Raw genomic sequence first — 20,405 nt, forward strand, 5'->3', positions numbered from 1 at the left:
GGGCTTTCTTTATGTTGTCAGCTAACAGTCAATTAACTTTTAGCTTTAAGTGATATCTTTTTGTTAAGCTTGTACTTTCGCTAGTTCTTCAGCAATAGCCGCTCCGATTTCGGCAGGCGATTCCACTACACGTATACCACATTCACGCATAATCTTCATTTTTGCAGCAGCCGTATCATCAGCTCCACCAACAATTGCTCCGGCATGGCCCATTCTGCGTCCCGGAGGCGCTGTTTGCCCTGCGATGAAACCAACAACAGGCTTTGTACCATGTTCTTTAATCCAACGAGCAGCTTCTGCTTCCATACCTCCGCCGATTTCGCCAATCATAATAATCCCTTCGGTTTCGGGATCATTCATCAAAAGCTCAACAGCTTCTTTAGTAGTAGTACCAATAATAGGGTCGCCACCGATACCGATAGCCGTTGTAATACCAAGGCCCGCTTTTACCGTTTGATCTACGGCCTCATAGGTTAACGTACCTGATTTGGAAACAACGCCCACATTACCCTTTTTGAAAATGAATCCGGGCATAATACCGATTTTCGCTTCGTCAGCGGTAATGATACCTGGGCAATTCGGCCCGATTAAACGAGAATCTTTATCCTTCAGGTATTCTTTTACCTGAATCATATCCTTTGTCGGAATACCTTCTGTAATACAAACGATAACTTCTACCCCAGCACTGGCAGCTTCCATGATCGCATCCGCAGCAAACGCGGGTGGAACAAAAATAATAGACACATTAGCACCCGTAGTGTCTACAGCATCCTGAACGGTATTGAAAACCGGACGGTCAAGATGTGTTTGCCCTCCTTTTCCCGGAGTTACACCACCTACTACATTGGTACCATACTCGATCATTTGCGATGCATGGAACGAACCTTCAGTGCCAGTAAAGCCCTGAACGATAACTTTTGAATCTTTATTTACAAGTACACTCATTGGTCGAATTTTTGTATGGCAAACTTACTAAATTCATTTGAAAACAAGGGAAAGAGATTTAAAATAGCTTTAGGCTAGTTTTAGGTTGTAGTTTTAAGTTATACGTCATCAAGCAGAGACTATAGATTTTAAGTTATAAGTTTTAAGCTATATAGGCTTTATGCTCTAAAAGTAAGCTTTAGGTGTGAAATGTAAGTATCTCGGCAACGAATAAGCAACAACCAATAACCAACAACAAACAACTAAATACCTGCAGAGTGAAACTGCAAATCGTAAAGGCGCTTGTAATAACCATTCAAATGAAGCAGTTCCTGATGATTGCCCATTTCCTTGACTTCACCATGATCTAATACGATGATCTTGTCAGCTTTTTGAATGGTAGACAAACGATGGGCAATAACGATAGATGTGCGATTCTTCATAAGTTTCTCAATCGCGTTCTGAATCAATAATTCTGTCTCCGTATCGACGGAAGAGGTAGCTTCGTCTAAAACCAAGATCTTCGGATTATGCACCAGCGCCCGAATAAAGGAAATCAATTGCGCCTGGCCGGCCGACAAGGTCGATCCGCGTTCTTTTACTTCATAGTCATACCCGCCTGGTAGACGTTCGATAAAGGCATGCGCTCCCACTTTTTTCGCCGCTTCGATCATCGCTTCCCGCGTAATACCCGGGTCATAAAGACTGATATTATTGGCTACCGAATCAGAAAAAAGGAAAACGTCTTGCAAAACCGTAGCAATTGTTTGACGCAGATAGTTGATATCATAATTGCGGATATCGGCGCCGTCCAACTGAATGGATCCTTTATCGATTTCGTAAAACCTACTGAGGATATTGATGGTGGAAGATTTGCCGGCGCCGGTTGCTCCCACTAAAGCCAAGGTCTCCCCTGCCTTGACCTCAAAACTTACGTCTTTAAGCACCCACTTCACGTTCGGCTTGTTTGCTTTATCAGCAGCGTCACGCTGCCGAGGAACTTCCTCTTTATCCGACTGTAAAGGATCGTCATAAGTAAACCAAACGCGATCAAATTTAATGTTGCCCTGTATTTTCTCCGGCTTTAAGGTTCCGTTATTAGGTGTCTTTTCATCCGTATCCAGCACGGAAAAAATCCGTTCCGCCCCAACCATCCCCATCTGCAGGGTATTAAACTTATCTACCAACTCCCTAATAGGCCGGAAGATCATATTGATATACATAATAAAAGCGACGACAACCCCTGGCGACACCCGTCCTGCTAATATAGACTTGGAACCATACCAAACCAACAATCCCAAGGCTATTGCCATGATGATCTCAATTACGGGAAAGAATATCGAGAAGTACCAGTTTGAACGGATATGCGCATTGCGATGTTCTGCATTAATGGCTTTAAATTTGTCCATTTCCTGTTTCTCTCGCGCAAAATATTGGATAACACTTACACCGGATATGTGCTCTTGCAAGAAGGTGTTTAAACTGGACACCCAGTGTCTTACATCTTGAAAAGCGGATTTCATTGCTTCCTGAAAGAAATAGGTGGCGATCACCATCAAAGGCGTTGGCGTCAATACAATCAGTGTCAATTCCCAATCGGTATAGAGCATAACGCCGATAATAACGATCAACTGAAGAATGTCACCTATAATCTGAATCAACCCTTCTGAAAATATATCCGCAATAGTTTCTAAGTCTGAAATAGTACGTGTTATCAGTCTTCCTATGGGCGTCTTGTCGAAATACTTAAGCCGTAGATTGATAATATGATTAAAAGTTTCTATTCGCAAGTCCCGAATGACCGATTGTCCCAACGAATTAGTCAATAGCGTATGATAATACCTAATAGCAGTCTGAAAGACCAACAAACCCAACATCGCCAACGTCATCAAATTGAGTCCTTCGTAGTTATTCTTCAGAATAAACTCGTCCAAGGTATATTCCACCAGCATAGGCAAAAGTGGAGAAATGCCTGCTACTACAAGTGTTAACAGAACCGACCAAACAAAATAGCTACGATAAGGTCGTAAATATTTCCCCAACCTACCTAATAGTTGAGCATCGTATGTTTTACCCGTTATCTTTGCTTCACTCATATTTACATTCGCTGCTTTGGATCCTCAGACACCCGCTTACGGCTTTTGTTTGTTGATGCACTGTTCATTTTTTAACGAATCATAAGCCCGACCGACCTAGGCCCGACTTTTTCTTATGACTTTCGATTTTTGAATTTTTAATTTCCACTTTTTACCACCCCTACGAGAGGCAAACTTTTTAATTTTGAATTTTGAATTTTGAATTTTCACTTTGTTCATCCCAAGGATACAAAACTTCTGTGAGATACAGGCCACAAGCTGGGACAGAAACGCCGGCCGCACTTCTGCTCTTACTCTTAATCACCTGGTGAATATATGCCGGATCATGCTTTCGGTATCCGATTTCCATCAAGGTGCCTACGATCGCTCTCACCATATTCCTTAAAAATCGATCGGCGGATATATAAAAAACCAATCGCCCTTCATCCAACCACCGCCATTCCGCACGAAAGAGCCGGCAGTTGTTCGTAAAAACTTGTGTATGGGATTTGCTGAAACAGCTAAAGTCCCGATAGCTCATCATTTGTCTAGCCGCTTCGTTCATGGCGGCCACATTTGGCCGTTCTCTCAGCTGCCATGAAAAATTGTGAAGAAAGGGATTCTTACTGAAATGGATGTGGTATTCGTAAGATCGCTTGATGGCATCAAAGCGTGCATGTGCTTCGGCAGCAACAACAAACAGCCGTTTTACTGCAATGTCTACTGGCAATAAGGCATTTAAGCTTGCCACTATGCGCTCTTCCCGACCTTCAACAGTTCCTTCCTCATCATCAAAATGCGCGTAAAGCTGCGTAGCGTGCACGCCGGTATCCGTTCTTCCACAACCCAACGTTTGCACCTCGCTTCTCAACACGGTACTTAATACGCCGTTAAGTACCTCCTGCACACTTATGGCGTTTTTCTGGATCTGCCAGCCGTGATAAGCCCCTCCGTTAAATGCAAGTTCTATAAAATATCGTTTCCTCTCTGGTTTCACTACCTGCAAACTTAGATAAAAGTAAGAAGATTTTTAACATCAACCGTTAAGTCTTTCATCACAATGGGGCCGGTGTTTCAGCCTTGTGTCTTGACCTGAATATCTTATCTTTGCAAGAACATATATTTTTTTCACATGATACAGCGCATACAAACTGTTTGGCTATTACTGGCTTCTGTAACCATCTTAGCTTTATTTCTATTCCCTTACGCACAGTTTTCCGACAATAGTGGTATTGCCATGGCATTAAAGGTAACTGGCGTCTTAAATCACGCAGGTGGACAAAATCAATCGAGCACCTCCTTTGCATTTGTTCTTCAGTCAATTGCAACAATTTTACTTGCAATATTGCCTTTCATCACAGTGTTAAAATATAAAAATAGAAGGAAGCAAATAAGTTTAATTTTGATAAGCCTTTTGCTTGTGATTCTTTTCGCTTTTTGGCTATTTATCTCTGCAAACACGGCGGTGGAAGCCGTTAACAAAACGATCGAACTGAACAATATCGGTATTGGTGCATTACTCATCCTTCCGTATATTGTTTTCCTGCTCCTCGCTATGAGAGGGATTAATCATGATACGAAACTCATTAAATCGGCGGATCGTCTACGATAGTGTGTATTTTTTGAGAAAAAATGTGGAAAAGGACGAGAAATCGTCCTTTTTTTAGCACAAAACTAAAGCAACAAATCAAGCAGAAGAAACTAATAATCAACACGTTAAATTACAACAAGAAGAATGGTCTAATTTTTGGTCACTATGCAGTAATTTCAAAAAACAATTTAGAAACGAAATTAAATTTTATGATCAGTAACTTTAGACTAAGAAAAACTAGCTCTCTAATTGCTTTAGCGTGTTTTGCTGCTGCACCAGCATTCGCTCAAACAACAGAGGTTAATGATGTAAAGCCATTCGCTCCTGAAAGCGAATTTAGGACATGGTCCATCGGCGTCGGAGCAGGCGTTATCAACCAATGGAATGTGATGGGTTTCCGGAGAGATTTTAGGTCGGTAGAAAGCCAGTTAGGTTATAACTTCTATGTTAAAAAACAAATAACACCCTCTTTTGGACTTAAGGCGGAGTATTTAGGCGGAAAGCTGAACGGCAGTAGTGAAGCAAATGCTGACAAGTTCTCGACCAAGTTACCTTGGTCTGCCGCTTTAAGTGCAGATATCACGTTGGCAAACATCAATTGGAGACAAGAAGGCGTAATTAAGCCTTATGTAGCAATTGGTGTAGGAGCGCTTAGTTATAATCCAACGACGACTATAGGAGGCGTTGAACAAGAGCTTGGCTCAACCACCAAGGCGTTTATCCCAGCGGGCCTTGGACTTAAATTTGGCGTTGCTAACGGAATTAACGTCGATTTAGGCTATCAGGTGAATTTAGCCAACACAGCAACGCTAGATGGAGTAAACACCGGCACAAAAGACATGTTTTCCTATGTGCATGCCGGTCTGGAATTTGCTTTGGGAGATGCCACCAAACCATTCCTTGCCAGTCGCAATCCGGTAGTGGATATGCGCAAAGAATACCAAGCTAGTTATGATGAATTAGCGGCTGCCTTAAAAGCACAGAAAGAGGAAAATGAAACGCTGAAAGCGCAATTAGCGACCGACTTAGCGGACGATGATGGAGACGGTGTGGCAAATAAATTTGATAAATGTCCGGGTACGGCCGCAGACACGAAAGTAGACGGGTCTGGTTGTCCGCTCCCTGAAGCAAAACAAGTAGTACAACAAATCACGGTGACTGAAGAAGACCGTCGAGTAGTTGACGAAGCAATTAAAAACCTCGAGTTTGATCTGAGCAAAGCAACCATTCGTCCGAGCTCTTATCCTAGTCTGGACAAGGTGGCTAAACTGTTAGTAGAAAAGAACTTCAGTCTGAAGTTGGCAGGACACACCGACAACACGGGCTCCATGAATTTAAACATGCGTTTGTCGAAAGAGCGTGCTGAAGCTGTTAAAGCATATTTAGTAAGCAAGGGAGCTAATCCGTCGCGCATAGAGGCAACCGGTTACGGGCCAACTCAACCTATTGCGACGAATGCAACAGCGGAAGGGCGTCAAGCAAATCGCCGAGTAGAATTTACCTTATACTAAAAAGAGACTTCTAAGTCATTAATAAAAACGGCCGTCTATCACGGCCGTTTTTTATTTTAAGTAATTTAAAAAGCTCCAAAGGCGTCTTGCCTTTAAATAATTCGCGCGTTTGTCATTAGTATAAGCTTCTCGTTCGAAACATATCATGCGGTATGCACGACTGGCATCTTTACAAATGCACCACCGAAGCAGCCACTCAGCAACATACCAAATATAAAACGGCAGAATCAACAGCTCGAGTTGTTGCCTAAGATGAATCTTCTCATGCCTTAAGAGCTCTGCCGAAATGCCTTGCTGCTTTAATGAGGTGTTTACAATCACAAAAGGCCATAAAGCCATGGCCTGGATTCTACTATTCGACGGAATAATATAGTGAATTATCATAAGCTTAACGGGCAATCAAACATGCCCTTAAAAACTGGTAATTACCCGAACTCCTCCATAACGAAGATTCATATCCTGATTGGATAAGCTGCCAATGGGAATCTTAAAAAAGGGTTCAACAGCTATACCAACCTTTTTTGAAACCGGCATTCTCCTTCCAAAAGAGAAATTGAGAAATCCAGAATAACTGCTCCCCTGTAACAGCGTTTCATTTGATTTCTCGCTTACACTGCTTATTTGAAATTCGGGCTGGCTAAATGCATAACCTTCGGTATTTTGTACCGTTCTATTATTAATAGGCGTACGGGTCACAAAGTGGTCTATCCGATCTTCGTTCAACACCGCAAAGAAAGAAATACCTGCGGTAGCATAGAACTGCTTACTTACTTGATATTTAATATCAATTGGAATATCAAGGGCTAACAGATTGGTATTGATTGAGGTCAATTCTTTTGTTTCAAGTGACCTGGCAGTGAACATTGGCGATGCCTCACTCAGCGAGGCATTGACAGGCAAATTTGAAGCTCCATTCGATGTGCTGGGAGAAGATTGGCGAAACCCCAAATCGACCAACGAGACACCTGAACCGATAGATACCTTTTTTGAAATATTGTAAGCAACGGTTACTCCTCCTCCCATGTTAAAACGCTCATCCGTTAAAGAGGGCGCAACCATAAGACCTATGTTCCAACGCCTATCAGCGGTCTCATCGGTTCTATCGCCCGATACCCGAACTGAAGAACTGTTTTCACTTAACATTTGGATTAATGCCTCTTCTCTTTCTTTGGCAGACAAATTAGCCGTTCCGGTGCTTTTCTCTCCCGACTCATGGGTAGGCCTTTCGCTGCTCTCTGTGCTGCGATTAAAGGGTAGAAGCGCGGTTCTGTTCTCAGTGAGTTCGGAAGTACTGTTATCGGCGTTCATCAGCTTTTCATTATCAAATGCAACAGCATGACTCACCGCTGTCTCTTCTTTTGCTTTTCTCTCAGGCACCTTCGCTAATATGCTTTTGTTGTTTTCTACTCTCCTTTTCAATCGCAGTGCTCCAACTGTTTTATTACGGTTAGTAACGGTTGGTTCTTGCCCGACTAACGACTCGCCCTCGCTTTTTTCAGCCTTATCGGTTTGCGTATAGTCTGTTGACGACTTAATTTGTTGTTCTACCGTGTTTCTATTAATAAAAAATACCAGTCCCACCAAAATGGCAGCAGCAGCACCGCTAAAGTACCAGATTGGCAGCACCCTTTTCGCTGATTTTTGCTTCCTCGCAAACCGCTCCCACGCCCCTTCTCTATAAGGCGCTGAATGTGCTCGCAAGACCTCCGCCATACGATCGATCAGTTCCTTATTATCTTTCTCTTTCATGGTTAATATACTATACTTTTATTGTTTCCCAATAGCAAACTCTTCAATATAAAGCTTCCTTAGCCGTTGCTTTGCGCGGGTAAGGTAAGTTCTCGAAGTACTGTCAGGTATGTTCAACATCTTTCCTATTTCCTCATGGGCATATCCTTCAACTTCGTATAGATTAAAAATAATTCTTTGAATCTCAGGTAGTCTTTCTAAAAGCTTTAGGATATCGTCCGCAAACAGCTTGTCCGACGCATTGATCAAAACAGGACTTACATCCTGCTCTCCCACTTCCTCCATCGCTACCATATGTTTTTTCGAACGCAATAAGTCGATGGATAGGTTCGCCGCAATTCTGGCCAACCAGCCTCTGAAGGATTTTTCGAGCACAGTTCCCTCGCCTACCCGATTAAACCGTGCCAAATTTTTAAAAGCTTTGATAAAAGCTTCATTCACCAACTCTTCAGCATCATATTCGCTTTTAACATATCTGGTTACCACCGCTGATACATATCCATAGTATTTCTTGTAGATGAATTCTTTTGCCCGCTCATCGTCCGTTTGGACACAAGCATCCAATGCACCATCCAGTGTTAATGTCTTCTTTTTACTTAAAAATCCTACACGGTAATTCACTGCAGCAATACAACTAGTTTGGAAAGCGTTTTATCCTTCTTAGTCAACAAAACAATCAAAGCTCATTCAAAAGTACACAAACCTCTTAACAAAGGCTATCCTTAATTTTCCGGTTTGCAAAGGATTGCTCTTGTTAATCTGAGTTCGACCATTCTTTATGAGCTCAGCAATTCACTAGCAATCCTAGGCAACGCTGCATAGGACAGCTATTGGATTAGTTTTGCCTATTTTTCCACTTCTGAGCAGAAAATAATAATCAAACTAGATTATTACACTCATTCTTATCAAACTAGCCATTCGCTTCTTTTATAAAAACCGTCTGGTGGTCCCTTTTTGTCCATACGCTTGTCTAACGAACGTGACAAGGGAAACGCTACAGTTTACTCACTACTCCTTTGCATATCAGACCAAATTTGTCTAAGTTTGCGAAAAATCAGAGCCAGGTTACTTCGTAAAAAACCTAGGGTTCTTCCTCCTTCAAGAGTGTTATATTAAAGTAAATGAGCAGCATTTTATCAGAACAAGAAGTATTACGCCGACAGGCTTTGGATCAATTGGTTCAACTAGGAATAGATCCCTATCCAGCAGAAGCATTTGATGTCAACGTGAATGCCCGTGACATACACGAAAATTATGACCGCGACAAACTAAACTATAAAAACATTAGTATCGCCGGCCGTATGATGAGCAGAAGAGTAATGGGGAGCGCCTCCTTCTTTGAACTGCAAGATGCTACCGGCCGCATACAGGTTTATCTCACCAGAGATGAGCTCTGCCCTACCGAAGATAAAACCTTGTATAATACTGTATTTAAGAAGTTACTCGATATAGGCGACTTTATAGGCGTCAAAGGCCATGTATTCACCACACAAACCGGAACGATTTCCATCCATGCCGCTGAAATAAAACTGTTGGCAAAATCGCTTAAACCACTTCCGGTGGTTAAGGAAGCCGACGGTAAGGTGTTCGACGCTGTAACCGATCCGGAGTTTCGCTATCGACAGCGTTATGTTGATTTGGTAGTGAATCCACATGTCCGCGAGACTTTCACGAAAGTGACAAAAATCAAATCCGCCATCCGCCAGTTTTTGGATGAACAAGGCGCCATTGAAGTTGACACACCTGTTTTACAGAGTATACCTGGGGGCGCTGCCGCCAGACCATTCATTACACATCACAACGCTCTCGACATTCCATTGTATTTACGTATTGCCAACGAGTTATATTTAAAACGCTTAATTGTTGGCGGCTACGACTGGGTTTATGAGTTCAGTAGAAACTTTCGCAATGAAGGGATGGATAGAACCCATAATCCTGAATTTACTGTGCTCGAGTTCTACGTAGCGTACAAAGACTACCTTTGGATGATGGATATCACCGAGCAGCTCTTTGAAAAAGTCGCGATCGCAACGAATGGCAAAACGACTATACAAGTCGGCAACAAGGACATTAACTTCGCAGCTCCTTATAAACGGATTAGCATATATGACGCGATAAAAGAACATACGGGCTTTGACGTCGCAGGCTTAGACGAAGCGGGACTAAAAGAGGTCTGCAAGCAACTCGATATCGCCGTGGACGAAAGCATGGGTAAAGGAAAGCTCATTGATGAAATTTTTGGAGAAAAATGTGAACATCATTATATACAGCCAACCTTTATCATCGACTATCCGGTCGAGATGAGTCCTTTAACGAAAAAGCATCGCAGTAAAGAAGGTCTTGTTGAACGTTTTGAGCTCATGGTGAACGGCAAGGAATTAGCGAATGCTTATTCCGAACTTAATGATCCGATAGACCAGCTTAAGCGTTTCGAAGACCAATTGAAATTAATGGAACGCGGCGACGATGAGGCTATGTTTATAGATTATGACTTTCTACGCGCCTTGGAATACGGTATGCCCCCCACTTCCGGTATCGGTATTGGCATCGATCGGCTAGCAATGTTAATGACCAACCAAGCGAGTATACAAGACGTATTGTTTTTCCCACAAATGCGACCTGAAAAGGTTGTGAAAGTAGCCTCTGTTGGCGACTACGAATCGCAGGGAGTTCCTGCTGTTTGGGTCCCTGTGTTACAGAAAATGGGCCTTACAACCATTGAGGCGTTGAAAGGGGCAAACCCAAACAAAGTCTTTAATGACTTGGGCGGATTACGCAAGAAGATGAAAATTGAAGCCGCGATGCCGACAAAAGACGAGGTGTTGGAGTGGTTTAAATAATGGTCAAGACTTGTCAGTTATGAGTTGTGAGCCTCAAAATGAAAAGCCCATAACCCATAACTGGCAACTCACAAGCCAGAAAGTTTATCCAACGACTTCTTATAGGTCTTACCCGTTTGTTTAATAATAAATTCCTTCCGTAATAAAAACGATAGTTTGCTACTCAGGCGGTTAAGAAAGCCGGGAATATAGGTCGCTCTTCTTTTCCGGAAGGCGGTTAATCCTTCTTTCGCAACTTGTTGTACCGGCATCAAATACCCGCGCAGCTCTTTAAAACCATCGCCGGATGTCATTTCCGTCGCAATACCTCCAGGTAAAAATATCGTTAGCGACAGCTCTTTGTTCTCCAATTCTTGCGAAAGTGCCGCCGCAAAATTAAGCAAGAAACCTTTCGTGCCGGCATAAGCGGCCTGAAATGGCGTCGGAAAAATCGCAGCCATACTAGAAACGATCATGATACCTCCGACAGATTTTTTTTTCTCAAAATAGGCTGCCAGTTGACTTGTCATATAAGTAACACTAATGATATTGACTTGGATCATTTGATTAAATTGTTCCTTTGACAAAGCCAAATGCTTCCCCAAATAGGTAACACCGGCATTTAGAACAGCAGCATACAAGTCTCGCCGGCTTATAATTGTTTCCAAAATTTCTTCAACCTGTTCGGGCTCGGATAAATCCGCAACGACAATATCTACACATGATTTTGTTTCACGTTCTATCGTATGCTTCAATTGTTCCAACCGCTCTTTACGTCGAGCCAACAAAATTAAATTCGCGCCATGTTGAACAGCTAACTGCCTTGCCATCTCCTCCCCTAATCCGGAAGAGGCGCCGGTAACCAATACCCACTTGCCTTTAAAATCTAGATTTCTCATCTGATTGTTTAACCGTCGATTTGTTGGCAATCGACTCTATAATTGTTAGTTTTAAAAATAATCTAGCTTTTGTCTTAAGTATGTTTGTCATGCAGCAGACGCTTTTCAATACATGAATACTATCAATCTTTTGCTGTAGCCATGCTTACAACTGGCAACTCGTAACGCATAACTCCGCCGCCTTACGCTTCTGCCGTTGGGCCACCAAAATTCATTGGGAACGGGGGCTCCTCGTGAGTGTCAATTTTCCCGTTCATCGCTTCATACTTCGCAATATTATCTTGAAAAGCCTTCATCAAACGCTTCGCGTGCTCGGGCGTAAGGACGATTCTAGATTTCACCTTGGCTTTGGGGACGCCAGGCATAACACGAATAAAGTCAACCACAAATTCTGTATGTGAATGCGTTATAATGGCTAAATTAGAGTACATACCTTCCGCTACCTCTTCGGTCAATTCGATGTTTAATTGATTATTTTGTTCTTCCATATCAGTTGGTGAGTAAGCATATATGTGTAAAATGTATGCGGTAAAGATACTAATAATAAAAACAAAACCCCGGAGACAACGCGTCTTCGGGGTTTTGTAAATATTACGAGGAGCTATAGACCTTAAGCTTCTTCTTTCGAAGCCAGCAACTGGTCATACTCTTCTTTCGATCCTACGATAATGCGATCGTAATTACGCAATCCTGTACCAGATGGTATGAGATGCCCTACAATAACATTCTCTTTCAAGCCTAATAAGTCGTCACGTTTACCGCTAATAGCCGCTTCGTTCAATACTTTAGTAGTTTCCTGGAAGGAAGCTGCCGATATAAACGATTTGGTTCCTAAAGATGCACGTGTGATACCTTGTAGCATCGGACTTGAAGTAGCCGCGATCGCATCGCGCACCTGTACCAGTTTCAAATCGCGGCGTTTCAAGCTCGAGTTCTCTTCACGTAATTTACGCAACGAAACGATCTGTCCTGCTTTCAGTACATTGGAATCACCTGGATCAGTTACGACCTTCTTATCGTACATGCTGTCGTTCTCTTCGATAAAGTCCCACTTATTAACGGCATCTTTTTCCAAGAAACGTGTATCACCCGGATCCTCAATCATCACTTTCTGCATCATTTGGTGTACGATGGTTTCAAAGTGCTTATCGTTGATCTTAACACCTTGCAGACGGTAAACCTCTTGGATACCATTCACCAAATACTCCTGCACGGCAGCAGGACCTTTTATGGCTAAGATATCGGATGGAGAAATAGAACCGTCAGAAAGTGGCATACCAGCCTTCACAAAGTCGTTATCCTGTACCAGGATGTGCTTCGAAAGTGGCACCAAGTACTTTTTAACCTGACCATCGCGCGACTCGATTTGAATTTCACGGTTACCACGTTTAACACCTCCTAAAGTTACTACACCGTCGATTTCTGTTACCACGGCCGGATTAGAAGGATTCCGCGCTTCGAATAATTCGGTCACACGAGGTAAACCACCCGTAATATCTCGGGTCTTTCCTGCTGAACGTGGAATCTTCGCAATAATCTCACCCACCTTCGCTTTGCCGGCGTTATCCACAGCAATGTGCGCGCCAACTGGCAAGTTGTAGGTACGAATTACATCGCCTGCGTTGTCTAAAATCTTAATGGCAGGGTTCTTCGTCTTATCACGTGTATCGATAATTACCTTTTCACGGTGTCCAGTCTGTTCATCAGACTCTTCACGATAGGTAACACCTTCGATAATCGCGTCGAACTCAACTTTACCCGCAAATTCGGAAATGATAACGGCGTTGTATGGATCCCAAGAACAAATTCTATCGCCTTTGCTTACCTTATCGCCATCCGCAATATATAAGAACGAACCGTAAGGTATATTATTGGTCATCAGAACCTTCTTAGATTCCGGATCCAAGATCCTGAATTCACCTGAACGACCTAATACGATCTGCAGTTTTCCTTCTTCTGTTTCCCGCTCTACTGAACGCATATTTTCGAACTCAACGATTCCGTCAAATTTCGCTACGATTTGCGATTCAGCTGCAATGTTAGAAGCCGTACCACCCACGTGGAACGTACGAAGCGTAAGCTGCGTACCTGGCTCACCAATAGACTGAGCTGCAATAACACCAACCGCTTCACCCATCTGAACACGTTTACCGGAAGCAAGGTTCCGACCATAACACAAAGCACATACACCACGCTTGCTTTCACAGGTCAATACCGAGCGGATTTCTATCCCTTCTACAGTAGAATGCTCGATTTTCTCCGCAATCTCTTCAGTGATATCTTGATCAGCGCTTACCAACAATTCGTTAGTTACCGGATCGTAAACATCGTGTAAAGAAGTACGCCCCAGAATACGATCATATAATGGCTCAACAATGTCTTCGTTATCTTTTAACGCTGTTGTGAAGATACCTCTTAAAGTACCGCAGTCTTCCTCGGTAACAATCATATCCTGCGCAACGTCATGCAAACGACGGGTTAAGTAACCGGCATCGGCCGTTTTCAACGCCGTATCGGCAAGACCCTTACGGGCACCGTGCGTAGAGATAAAGTACTCAAGTACCGACAATCCTTCTTTAAAGTTGGATAAAATCGGGTTCTCGATAATCTCACCTCCTGAGGACCCCGATTTCTGAGGCTTCGCCATCAATCCCCGCATGCCGCACAACTGACGAATCTGCTCTTTTGAACCACGCGCTCCAGAGTCTAGCATCATATACACCGAGTTGAAGCCTTGGTTATCGTTGGATAAAATATCCATTACGTTCGCAGTCAAACGGTTATTGATACGGGTCCAAATATCGATGATTTGGTTATAACGCTCATTATTAGTAATGAATCCCATATTATAGTTATTCATCACTTCTTCTACTTCCCTTGTTGCTTGTTCAATTAAACCAGCTTTCGCATCAGGAATATTAAGGTCTTGTAAGTTGAACGATAAACCACCGCGGAATGCCATTTGGAAACCGAGTTCCTTGATATCATCTAAGAACTTAGCCGCCCGAGCCATACCTGTGTTTTTTACTACATCGCCAATAATGTCGCGTAAGGATTTCTTCGTAAGCAATTCATTGATATAACCTACTTCTTCAGGCACAACCTGATTAAACAATACGCGACCTACCGTTGTATCAATCAGTTGTTTAACGATATTTCCGTCCTTATCCTTTACGTTGGTTTTAACCTTAATAAAGGCATGAAGATCAATTTTCTTCTCGTTATACGCGATGATAACCTCCTCTGGTGAGTAAAAGGTCATATCCTGCCCTTTTACCACACGGGTTTCATCGGTCCTACGACCTTTTGTAATATAGTAAAGTCCCAACACCATGTCCTGAGATGGTACAGTAATAGGTGTACCGTTCGCAGGGTTCAAGATATTGTGCGCTGCCAACATCAAAATCTGGGCTTCCAAAATAGCTGCATTTCCTAACGGTAAATGCACCGCCATCTGGTCACCGTCAAAGTCGGCGTTGAACGCTGTACATACTAAGGGGTGAAGCTGTATAGCCTTACCTTCTACGAGCTTCGGTTGGAAAGCTTGAATACCTAAGCGGTGTAACGTAGGTGCCCGGTTCAGGAGAACGGGGTGTCCTTTCAAAACGTTTTCCAAGATATCCCACACAATCGGATCTTTACGATCCACAATCTTCTTAGCCGACTTCACAGTTTTTACAACACCGCGTTCTATCATCTTGCGAATAATAAACGGTTTGTATAACTCAGCCGCCATATCTTTAGGTAATCCGCACTCATGCAACTTCAGGTTCGGACCTACCACAATCACCGAACGTGCCGAATAGTCAACGCGTTTACCCAGTAAGTTTTGACGGAAACGTCCTTGTTTACCTTTCAATATATCGGAAAGCGATTTCAGCGCACGATTACCCTCAGTCTTAACCGCATTTACCTTACGGGAATTGTCAAATAAAGAATCTACCGCTTCCTGAAGCATACGCTTTTCATTACGCAGAATCACTTCTGGCGCTTTGATTTCAATTAGGCGTTTCAGACGGTTATTTCTAATGATCACCCGACGATATAAGTCGTTCAAATCAGAAGTTGCAAAACGTCCACCTTCCAAAGGAACTAAAGGACGCAATTCTGGTGGGATAACCGGAACGATTTTAACGATCATCCATTCCGGACGATTTTCAATGCGCTCACGCGATCCACGGAATGCCTCTACTACTTGCAGACGTTTTAAGGCTTCATTTTTACGTTGTTGCGACGTTTCATTGGCTGCCTGATGACGTAGGTCATAAGAAAGCTGATCTAAATCAATACGCTGCAGCAGCTCTTCCAAGGCTTCAGCGCCCATCTTAGCCACAAACTTTTGCGGATCTTTATCGTCGAGATATTGATTCTCTTTCGGTAAAGTATCTAATATATCAAGATACTCTTCCTCGGTTAAGAAATCCATGTACTGGATTCCGTCTTCCTCTTTTATACCGGCCTGGATCACTACATATCTTTCGTAATAGATGATCATATCCAACTTCTTTGTTGGCAAACCCAATAAATATCCGATTTTGTTTGGAAGTGAACGGAAATACCAGATATGAGCCACAGGAACAACCAAGTTGATGTGTCCCATACGCTCCCTACGTACCTTCTTCTCAGTAACCTCTACTCCACATCGGTCGCAGACGATACCTTTATAACGAATGCGCTTATACTTACCGCAGTGGCATTCATAGTCCTTTACCGGACCAAAGATACGCTCACAAAACAAACCATCACGCTCCGGCTTATAAGTACGGTAGTTAATGGTTTCCGGTTTTAATACTTCACCGCTAGAACGCTCCAAAATAGCCTCTGGAGACGACAAGCTAATCGTAATGGAAGTGAAGTTGCTTTTTATTTTATTATCTTTCTTGTAAGACATAGCTTTTTAAGGTTTTAAGGTGAAAGGTAGAAGGTAGAAGGTATATTGGCCAGTAAAGCCTTAAACCTTATACCTCATACCTTATACCTAATTACTCTAACGTGATATCTAAACCTAAGCCGCGAAGCTCATGTACCAATACATTAAATGATTCAGGCACAGATGGCGTTGGTAAATTATCCCCTTTAACGATTGCTTCGTAGGTCTTGGCTCTACCGATAACATCATCTGACTTAACAGTAAGAATCTCTTGCAGAATGTTGGATGCACCAAAGGCTTCCAGCGCCCACACCTCCATCTCACCGAAACGTTGGCCACCGAATTGCGCTTTACCACCCAAAGGTTGCTGCGTAATAAGCGAGTACGGTCCGATAGAACGCGCGTGCATTTTATCATCTACCATGTGCCCAAGCTTAAGCATGTAAATTACACCTACCGTTGTTGGTTGGTCAAATCGCTCTCCTGTTAATCCGTTATATAAATAAGTCCGTCCAGAAGCAGGGAGCTCGGCTTTCGCCACCCACTCTTCCACTTCTTCAGTTGTTGCACCATCAAATATAGGAGTAGCGAATTTCATTCCTAATTTTTGTCCGGCCCAGCCCAATACCGTTTCATAAATCTGGCCAAGGTTCATACGGGAAGGTACACCCAGTGGGTTCAATACGATATCAACAGGAGTCCCATCTTCCAAGAAAGGCATGTCTTCGTCACGTACAATACGTGCCACAATACCTTTATTTCCGTGACGACCCGCCATTTTATCCCCTACTTTCAGTTTACGTTTCTTCGCTACGTATACTTTAGCCATTTGCACAATACCGGATGGAAGTTCGTCTCCGACGGTTATTGCAAACTTATCACGACGGTAAGCACCCAGCTCTTCATTCAATTTGATATTATAGAAATGTAAAGCCTGTTTTACCAGTTCGTTTTTATCGTCATCTGTCGTCCACTTAGAAGGGTTGATATTAGCGAAGTCGAGCTCGGCCAACATCTTTTGCGTAAATTTCGCCCCTTTAGGAATCAACAACTCTTTGTAGACGTTGTATACGCCTTGAGAGGTTTTACCGTTCACAATGGCAAACAGCTTATCAATTAAGCGCTCCCTCAACTGACGAACAGCACGCTCATGGTTAAGATCTAACCGCTCTATAGCAGCTTTCTCTTCTTTTTTGTCGGTCTTCTTCGCGCGAGAGAAAAGTTTCGTATCGATGACCACGCCTCGGATAGAAGGAGGTGTTTTCAAAGACGCGTCCTTAACGTCACCCGCTTTGTCACCGAAGATCGCACGCAAAAGTTTCTCTTCGGGAGAGGGATCAGATTCACCTTTAGGAGTAATTTTACCAATCAAGATATCTCCTTCACGCACTTCCGCTCCGATACGGATAATACCGTTTTCATCTAAATCTTTGGTAGCTTCTTCGGAAACGTTCGGAATGTCAGAAGTAAGCTCTTCTTCTCCACGTTTAGTATCACGCACCTCCAATTCAAACTCCTCAATATGAAGCGAAGTGAAAATATCTTGGCTTACTACACGCTCAGAAATTACAATCGCATCCTCAAAGTTGTATCCCTGCCAAGGCATGAATGCCACTTTTAAGTTACGCCCTAAAGCCAACTCTCCGTTCTCGGTTGCATAACCTTCACACAGTACTTGTCCTTCTACTACACGCTGACCTTTACGGACTATCGGCTTTAAGTTGATGCAAGTGCTTTGATTCGTTTTCTTGAACTTGATTAAGCGATATGTTTTAATATCATCGTCGAAAGAAACCAACTTTTCATCCTCGTTTCTGTCGTAACGAATTTTGATCTCGTTAGCGTCTACATACTCTACTACACCATTGCCTTCGGCATTGATCAACGTACGGGAGTCACTCGCTACGCGACCTTCCAATCCGGTTCCCACAATAGGAGCCTGCGGACGCAACAATGGCACCGCTTGACGCTGCATGTTTGAACCCATCAACGCACGGTTCGCATCATCGTGTTCCAAAAACGGAATTAATGAAGCCGCTATAGAGGTAATTTGGTTAGGCGCTACGTCCATTAAATCCAAACGCTCCGGCTCGATAATTGGGAAGTCACCTTCAAAACGCGCTTTTACTTTTGGCGTAATGAAATTTCCTTTTTCATCATATTCCGCATTTGCCTGCGCAATGGTCTTTCCGTCTTCGTCTTCGGCTGAAAGATAGATTACGGGTTCTTCTACTACCACCCGACCGTCCTCAACTTTGCGGTAAGGTGTTTCGATGAAGCCCAAATTATTAATTTTCGCATGTACACATAGAGAGGAAATCAAACCAATATTCGGCCCTTCTGGCGTTTCAATCGTACATAGGCGACCGTAATGCGTATAGTGAACGTCACGAACCTCAAAGCCCGCGCGCTCCCGTGAAAGTCCGCCTGGCCCAAGCGCCGAAAGACGACGTTTATGCGTGATTTCAGCCAATGGGTTCGTTTGATCCATAAATTGCGACAGCTGATTAGTTCCGAAGAACGAGTTGATCACAGACGACAAAGTACGCGCGTTGATCAAATCAGTCGGAGTAAACACCTCGTTGTCGCGAATATTCATCCGCTCGCGAATGGTTCGAGCCATACGAGAAAGCCCAACCCCGAATTGAGCATATAACTGCTCGCCTACGGTACGCACGCGACGGTTGGATAAGTGGTCAATATCATCAACCTCCGCCTTCGAGTTAATCAAGTTGATCAAATACTTAACAATCGCAATAATGTCCTGCTTTGTTAATACCTTGATCTCATCAGGCGTATCCAATTGTAGTTTACGGTTAATGCGGTACCGGCCCACATCACCAAGGTCATATCTTTTATCAGAGAAGAATAAGCGCTCAATAATACCACGAGCTGTTTCTTCATCAGGTGGTTCAGCGTTTCTCAATTGACGATAGATATGCTCTACCGCTTCCTTCTCTGAGTTGGAAGTATCTTTCTGTAGTGTGTTATAGATGATGGAGTAATCAGCGTTGTTAGCGCCGTCTTCCTTTGTTAAAATAATAGATTTAACACCGGCATCTATAATCATGTCGATGTGATCGTCCTCCAGGATGGTTTCGCGCTCCAGGATAATTTCATTACGATCAATCGATACAACTTCTCCCGTATCTTCATCTACGAAGTCCTCAACCCATCTCTTCAGAACCCTAGCGGCTAGTTTTCGGCCAACTAATTTCTTCAGACCAGATTTGCTGACTTTAACTTCGTCGGCCAATTCAAACAACTCAAGGATATCTTTATCCGAGTCATAACCGATTGCCCGTAAAAGCGTAGTTACTGGGAATTTCTTCTTGCGGTCGATATAAGCGTACATCACGTTATTGACGTCTGTAGCAAATTCGATCCAAGACCCTTTGAAAGGAATCACCCTCGCAGAGTATAGTTTGGTGCCATTGGTATGGCGGCTTTGGCCAAAGAATACACCGGGCGAACGGTGAAGTTGCGATACGATTACCCGCTCTGCGCCATTGATAACGAAAGTACCTTTAGGAGTCATATAAGGAATCGTACCCAAATATACATCCTGTACTATGGTTTCGAAATCTTCGTGTTCTTCATCATTACATGATAAACGTAACTTAGCTTTTAGCGGTACGCTATAAGTTAAGCCCCGTTCGATACATTCCTGAATATCATAACGTGGCGGATCGATGAAATAGTCCAAAAATTCAAGCACGAAAATGTTTCTTGAATCAGAAATAGGGAAGTTTTCGGAAAAAACTTTGAACAGCCCTTCCTGGTGGCGGTTATCAGAAGTCGTTTCCAATTGGAAAAACTCCTTGAAAGACTGCAATTGCACATCCAGAAAATCGGGATAGTCGATGACTCTTTTGCTGGTTGCAAAGTTTACTCTTTCGTTACGAATATCTTTGTTTGCCAAGGGAATTATATTTTAGTTTAAATTAAACTTCACGCAACATGTTTC

At 43.1% G+C, this 20,405-nt stretch carries 12 protein-coding genes; 3 read left to right on the forward strand and 9 right to left on the reverse strand.

What is annotated here, in order from left to right:
• Positions 1-63: 63 nt before the first annotated feature.
• The 3 genes from sucD to truA all read right to left on the reverse strand — a co-directional run bounded on the left by sucD (position 64) and on the right by truA (position 3,996).
• Positions 64-945, reverse strand: a complete 882-nt coding sequence (sucD, locus tag EPX21_RS16370) for a succinate--CoA ligase subunit alpha (RefSeq protein ID WP_134090777.1) — start codon at positions 943-945, stop codon at positions 64-66.
• A gap of 242 nt (positions 946-1,187) precedes the next feature.
• A complete protein-coding gene (locus tag EPX21_RS16375) occupies positions 1,188-3,020 on the reverse strand; it encodes an ABC transporter ATP-binding protein (RefSeq protein ID WP_134090778.1) in 1,833 nt (610 codons plus the stop codon).
• 178 nt (positions 3,021-3,198) lie between these two features.
• Positions 3,199-3,996 carry a tRNA pseudouridine(38-40) synthase TruA gene (gene truA / locus EPX21_RS16380; RefSeq protein WP_134090779.1) on the reverse strand — a complete coding sequence of 266 codons (798 nt, stop codon included), beginning with the start codon at positions 3,994-3,996 and terminating at the stop codon, positions 3,199-3,201.
• A 135-nt stretch (positions 3,997-4,131) separates the two neighbouring features.
• Between truA and EPX21_RS16385 the strand changes: the two genes are divergently transcribed.
• Positions 4,132-4,611 carry a DUF4293 domain-containing protein gene (locus EPX21_RS16385; RefSeq protein WP_134090780.1) on the forward strand — a complete coding sequence of 160 codons (480 nt, stop codon included), beginning with the start codon at positions 4,132-4,134 and terminating at the stop codon, positions 4,609-4,611.
• 188 nt (positions 4,612-4,799) lie between these two features.
• The gene (locus tag EPX21_RS16390; RefSeq protein ID WP_134090781.1) at positions 4,800-6,101 is read left to right on the forward strand and encodes an OmpA family protein; all 1,302 of its coding nucleotides are present in this window, start codon (positions 4,800-4,802) and stop codon (positions 6,099-6,101) included.
• A 411-nt stretch (positions 6,102-6,512) separates the two neighbouring features.
• Here the strand turns inward: EPX21_RS16390 and EPX21_RS16400 are convergent, their stop codons facing one another.
• Both EPX21_RS16400 and EPX21_RS16405 read right to left on the reverse strand, forming a co-directional pair.
• The gene (locus EPX21_RS16400) at positions 6,513-7,850 is read right to left on the reverse strand and encodes a hypothetical protein (RefSeq protein ID WP_134090783.1); all 1,338 of its coding nucleotides are present in this window, start codon (positions 7,848-7,850) and stop codon (positions 6,513-6,515) included.
• Between the two features lie 18 nt (positions 7,851-7,868).
• Complete coding sequence (locus EPX21_RS16405; RefSeq protein ID WP_134090784.1) at positions 7,869-8,471, reverse strand: RNA polymerase sigma factor; 603 nt, start codon at positions 8,469-8,471, stop codon at positions 7,869-7,871.
• Positions 8,472-8,971: 500 nt separating this feature from the next.
• On the opposite strand from EPX21_RS16405, the gene lysS reads away from it, so the two are divergent.
• Positions 8,972-10,690, forward strand: coding sequence for a lysine--tRNA ligase (gene lysS / locus EPX21_RS16410; protein ID WP_134090785.1), 1,719 nt, complete (start codon positions 8,972-8,974; stop codon positions 10,688-10,690).
• A gap of 68 nt (positions 10,691-10,758) precedes the next feature.
• Here the strand turns inward: lysS and EPX21_RS16415 are convergent, their stop codons facing one another.
• The 4 genes from EPX21_RS16415 to rpoB all read right to left on the reverse strand — a co-directional run bounded on the left by EPX21_RS16415 (position 10,759) and on the right by rpoB (position 20,360).
• The gene (locus tag EPX21_RS16415; protein WP_134090786.1) at positions 10,759-11,568 is read right to left on the reverse strand and encodes an SDR family oxidoreductase; all 810 of its coding nucleotides are present in this window, start codon (positions 11,566-11,568) and stop codon (positions 10,759-10,761) included.
• Positions 11,569-11,750: 182 nt separating this feature from the next.
• Complete coding sequence (locus tag EPX21_RS16420; RefSeq protein WP_134090787.1) at positions 11,751-12,056, reverse strand: DUF3467 domain-containing protein; 306 nt, start codon at positions 12,054-12,056, stop codon at positions 11,751-11,753.
• 122 nt (positions 12,057-12,178) lie between these two features.
• Entirely contained in the window at positions 12,179-16,459 is a 4,281-nt protein-coding gene (rpoC, locus tag EPX21_RS16425; protein WP_134090788.1) for a DNA-directed RNA polymerase subunit beta', read from the reverse strand.
• Between the two features lie 91 nt (positions 16,460-16,550).
• Positions 16,551-20,360, reverse strand: coding sequence for a DNA-directed RNA polymerase subunit beta (gene rpoB, locus EPX21_RS16430; RefSeq protein ID WP_134090789.1), 3,810 nt, complete (start codon positions 20,358-20,360; stop codon positions 16,551-16,553).
• Positions 20,361-20,405: the final 45 nt, after the last annotated feature.

It is taken from the genome of Olivibacter sp. XZL3, assembly GCF_004368405.1.
Classification (GTDB): Bacteria; Bacteroidota; Bacteroidia; order Sphingobacteriales; family Sphingobacteriaceae; genus Olivibacter.

What these genes read in the sequence shown, in the direction of transcription:
- EPX21_RS16420 (WP_134090787.1), bottom strand. Translation starts at nt 12,056, where the DNA reads ATGGAAGAACAAAATAATCAATTAAACATCGAATTGACCGAAGAGGTA.
- EPX21_RS16415 (WP_134090786.1), bottom strand. Translation starts at nt 11,568, where the DNA reads ATGAGAAATCTAGATTTTAAAGGCAAGTGGGTATTGGTTACCGGCGCC.
- EPX21_RS16385 (WP_134090780.1), top strand. Translation starts at nt 4,132, where the DNA reads ATGATACAGCGCATACAAACTGTTTGGCTATTACTGGCTTCTGTAACC.
- EPX21_RS16400 (WP_134090783.1), bottom strand. Translation starts at nt 7,850, where the DNA reads ATGAAAGAGAAAGATAATAAGGAACTGATCGATCGTATGGCGGAGGTC.
- sucD (WP_134090777.1), bottom strand. Translation starts at nt 945, where the DNA reads ATGAGTGTACTTGTAAATAAAGATTCAAAAGTTATCGTTCAGGGCTTT.
- EPX21_RS16390 (WP_134090781.1), top strand. Translation starts at nt 4,800, where the DNA reads ATGATCAGTAACTTTAGACTAAGAAAAACTAGCTCTCTAATTGCTTTA.
- EPX21_RS16375 (WP_134090778.1), bottom strand. Translation starts at nt 3,020, where the DNA reads ATGAGTGAAGCAAAGATAACGGGTAAAACATACGATGCTCAACTATTA.
- lysS (WP_134090785.1), top strand. Translation starts at nt 8,972, where the DNA reads ATGAGCAGCATTTTATCAGAACAAGAAGTATTACGCCGACAGGCTTTG.
- rpoC (WP_134090788.1), bottom strand. Translation starts at nt 16,459, where the DNA reads ATGTCTTACAAGAAAGATAATAAAATAAAAAGCAACTTCACTTCCATT.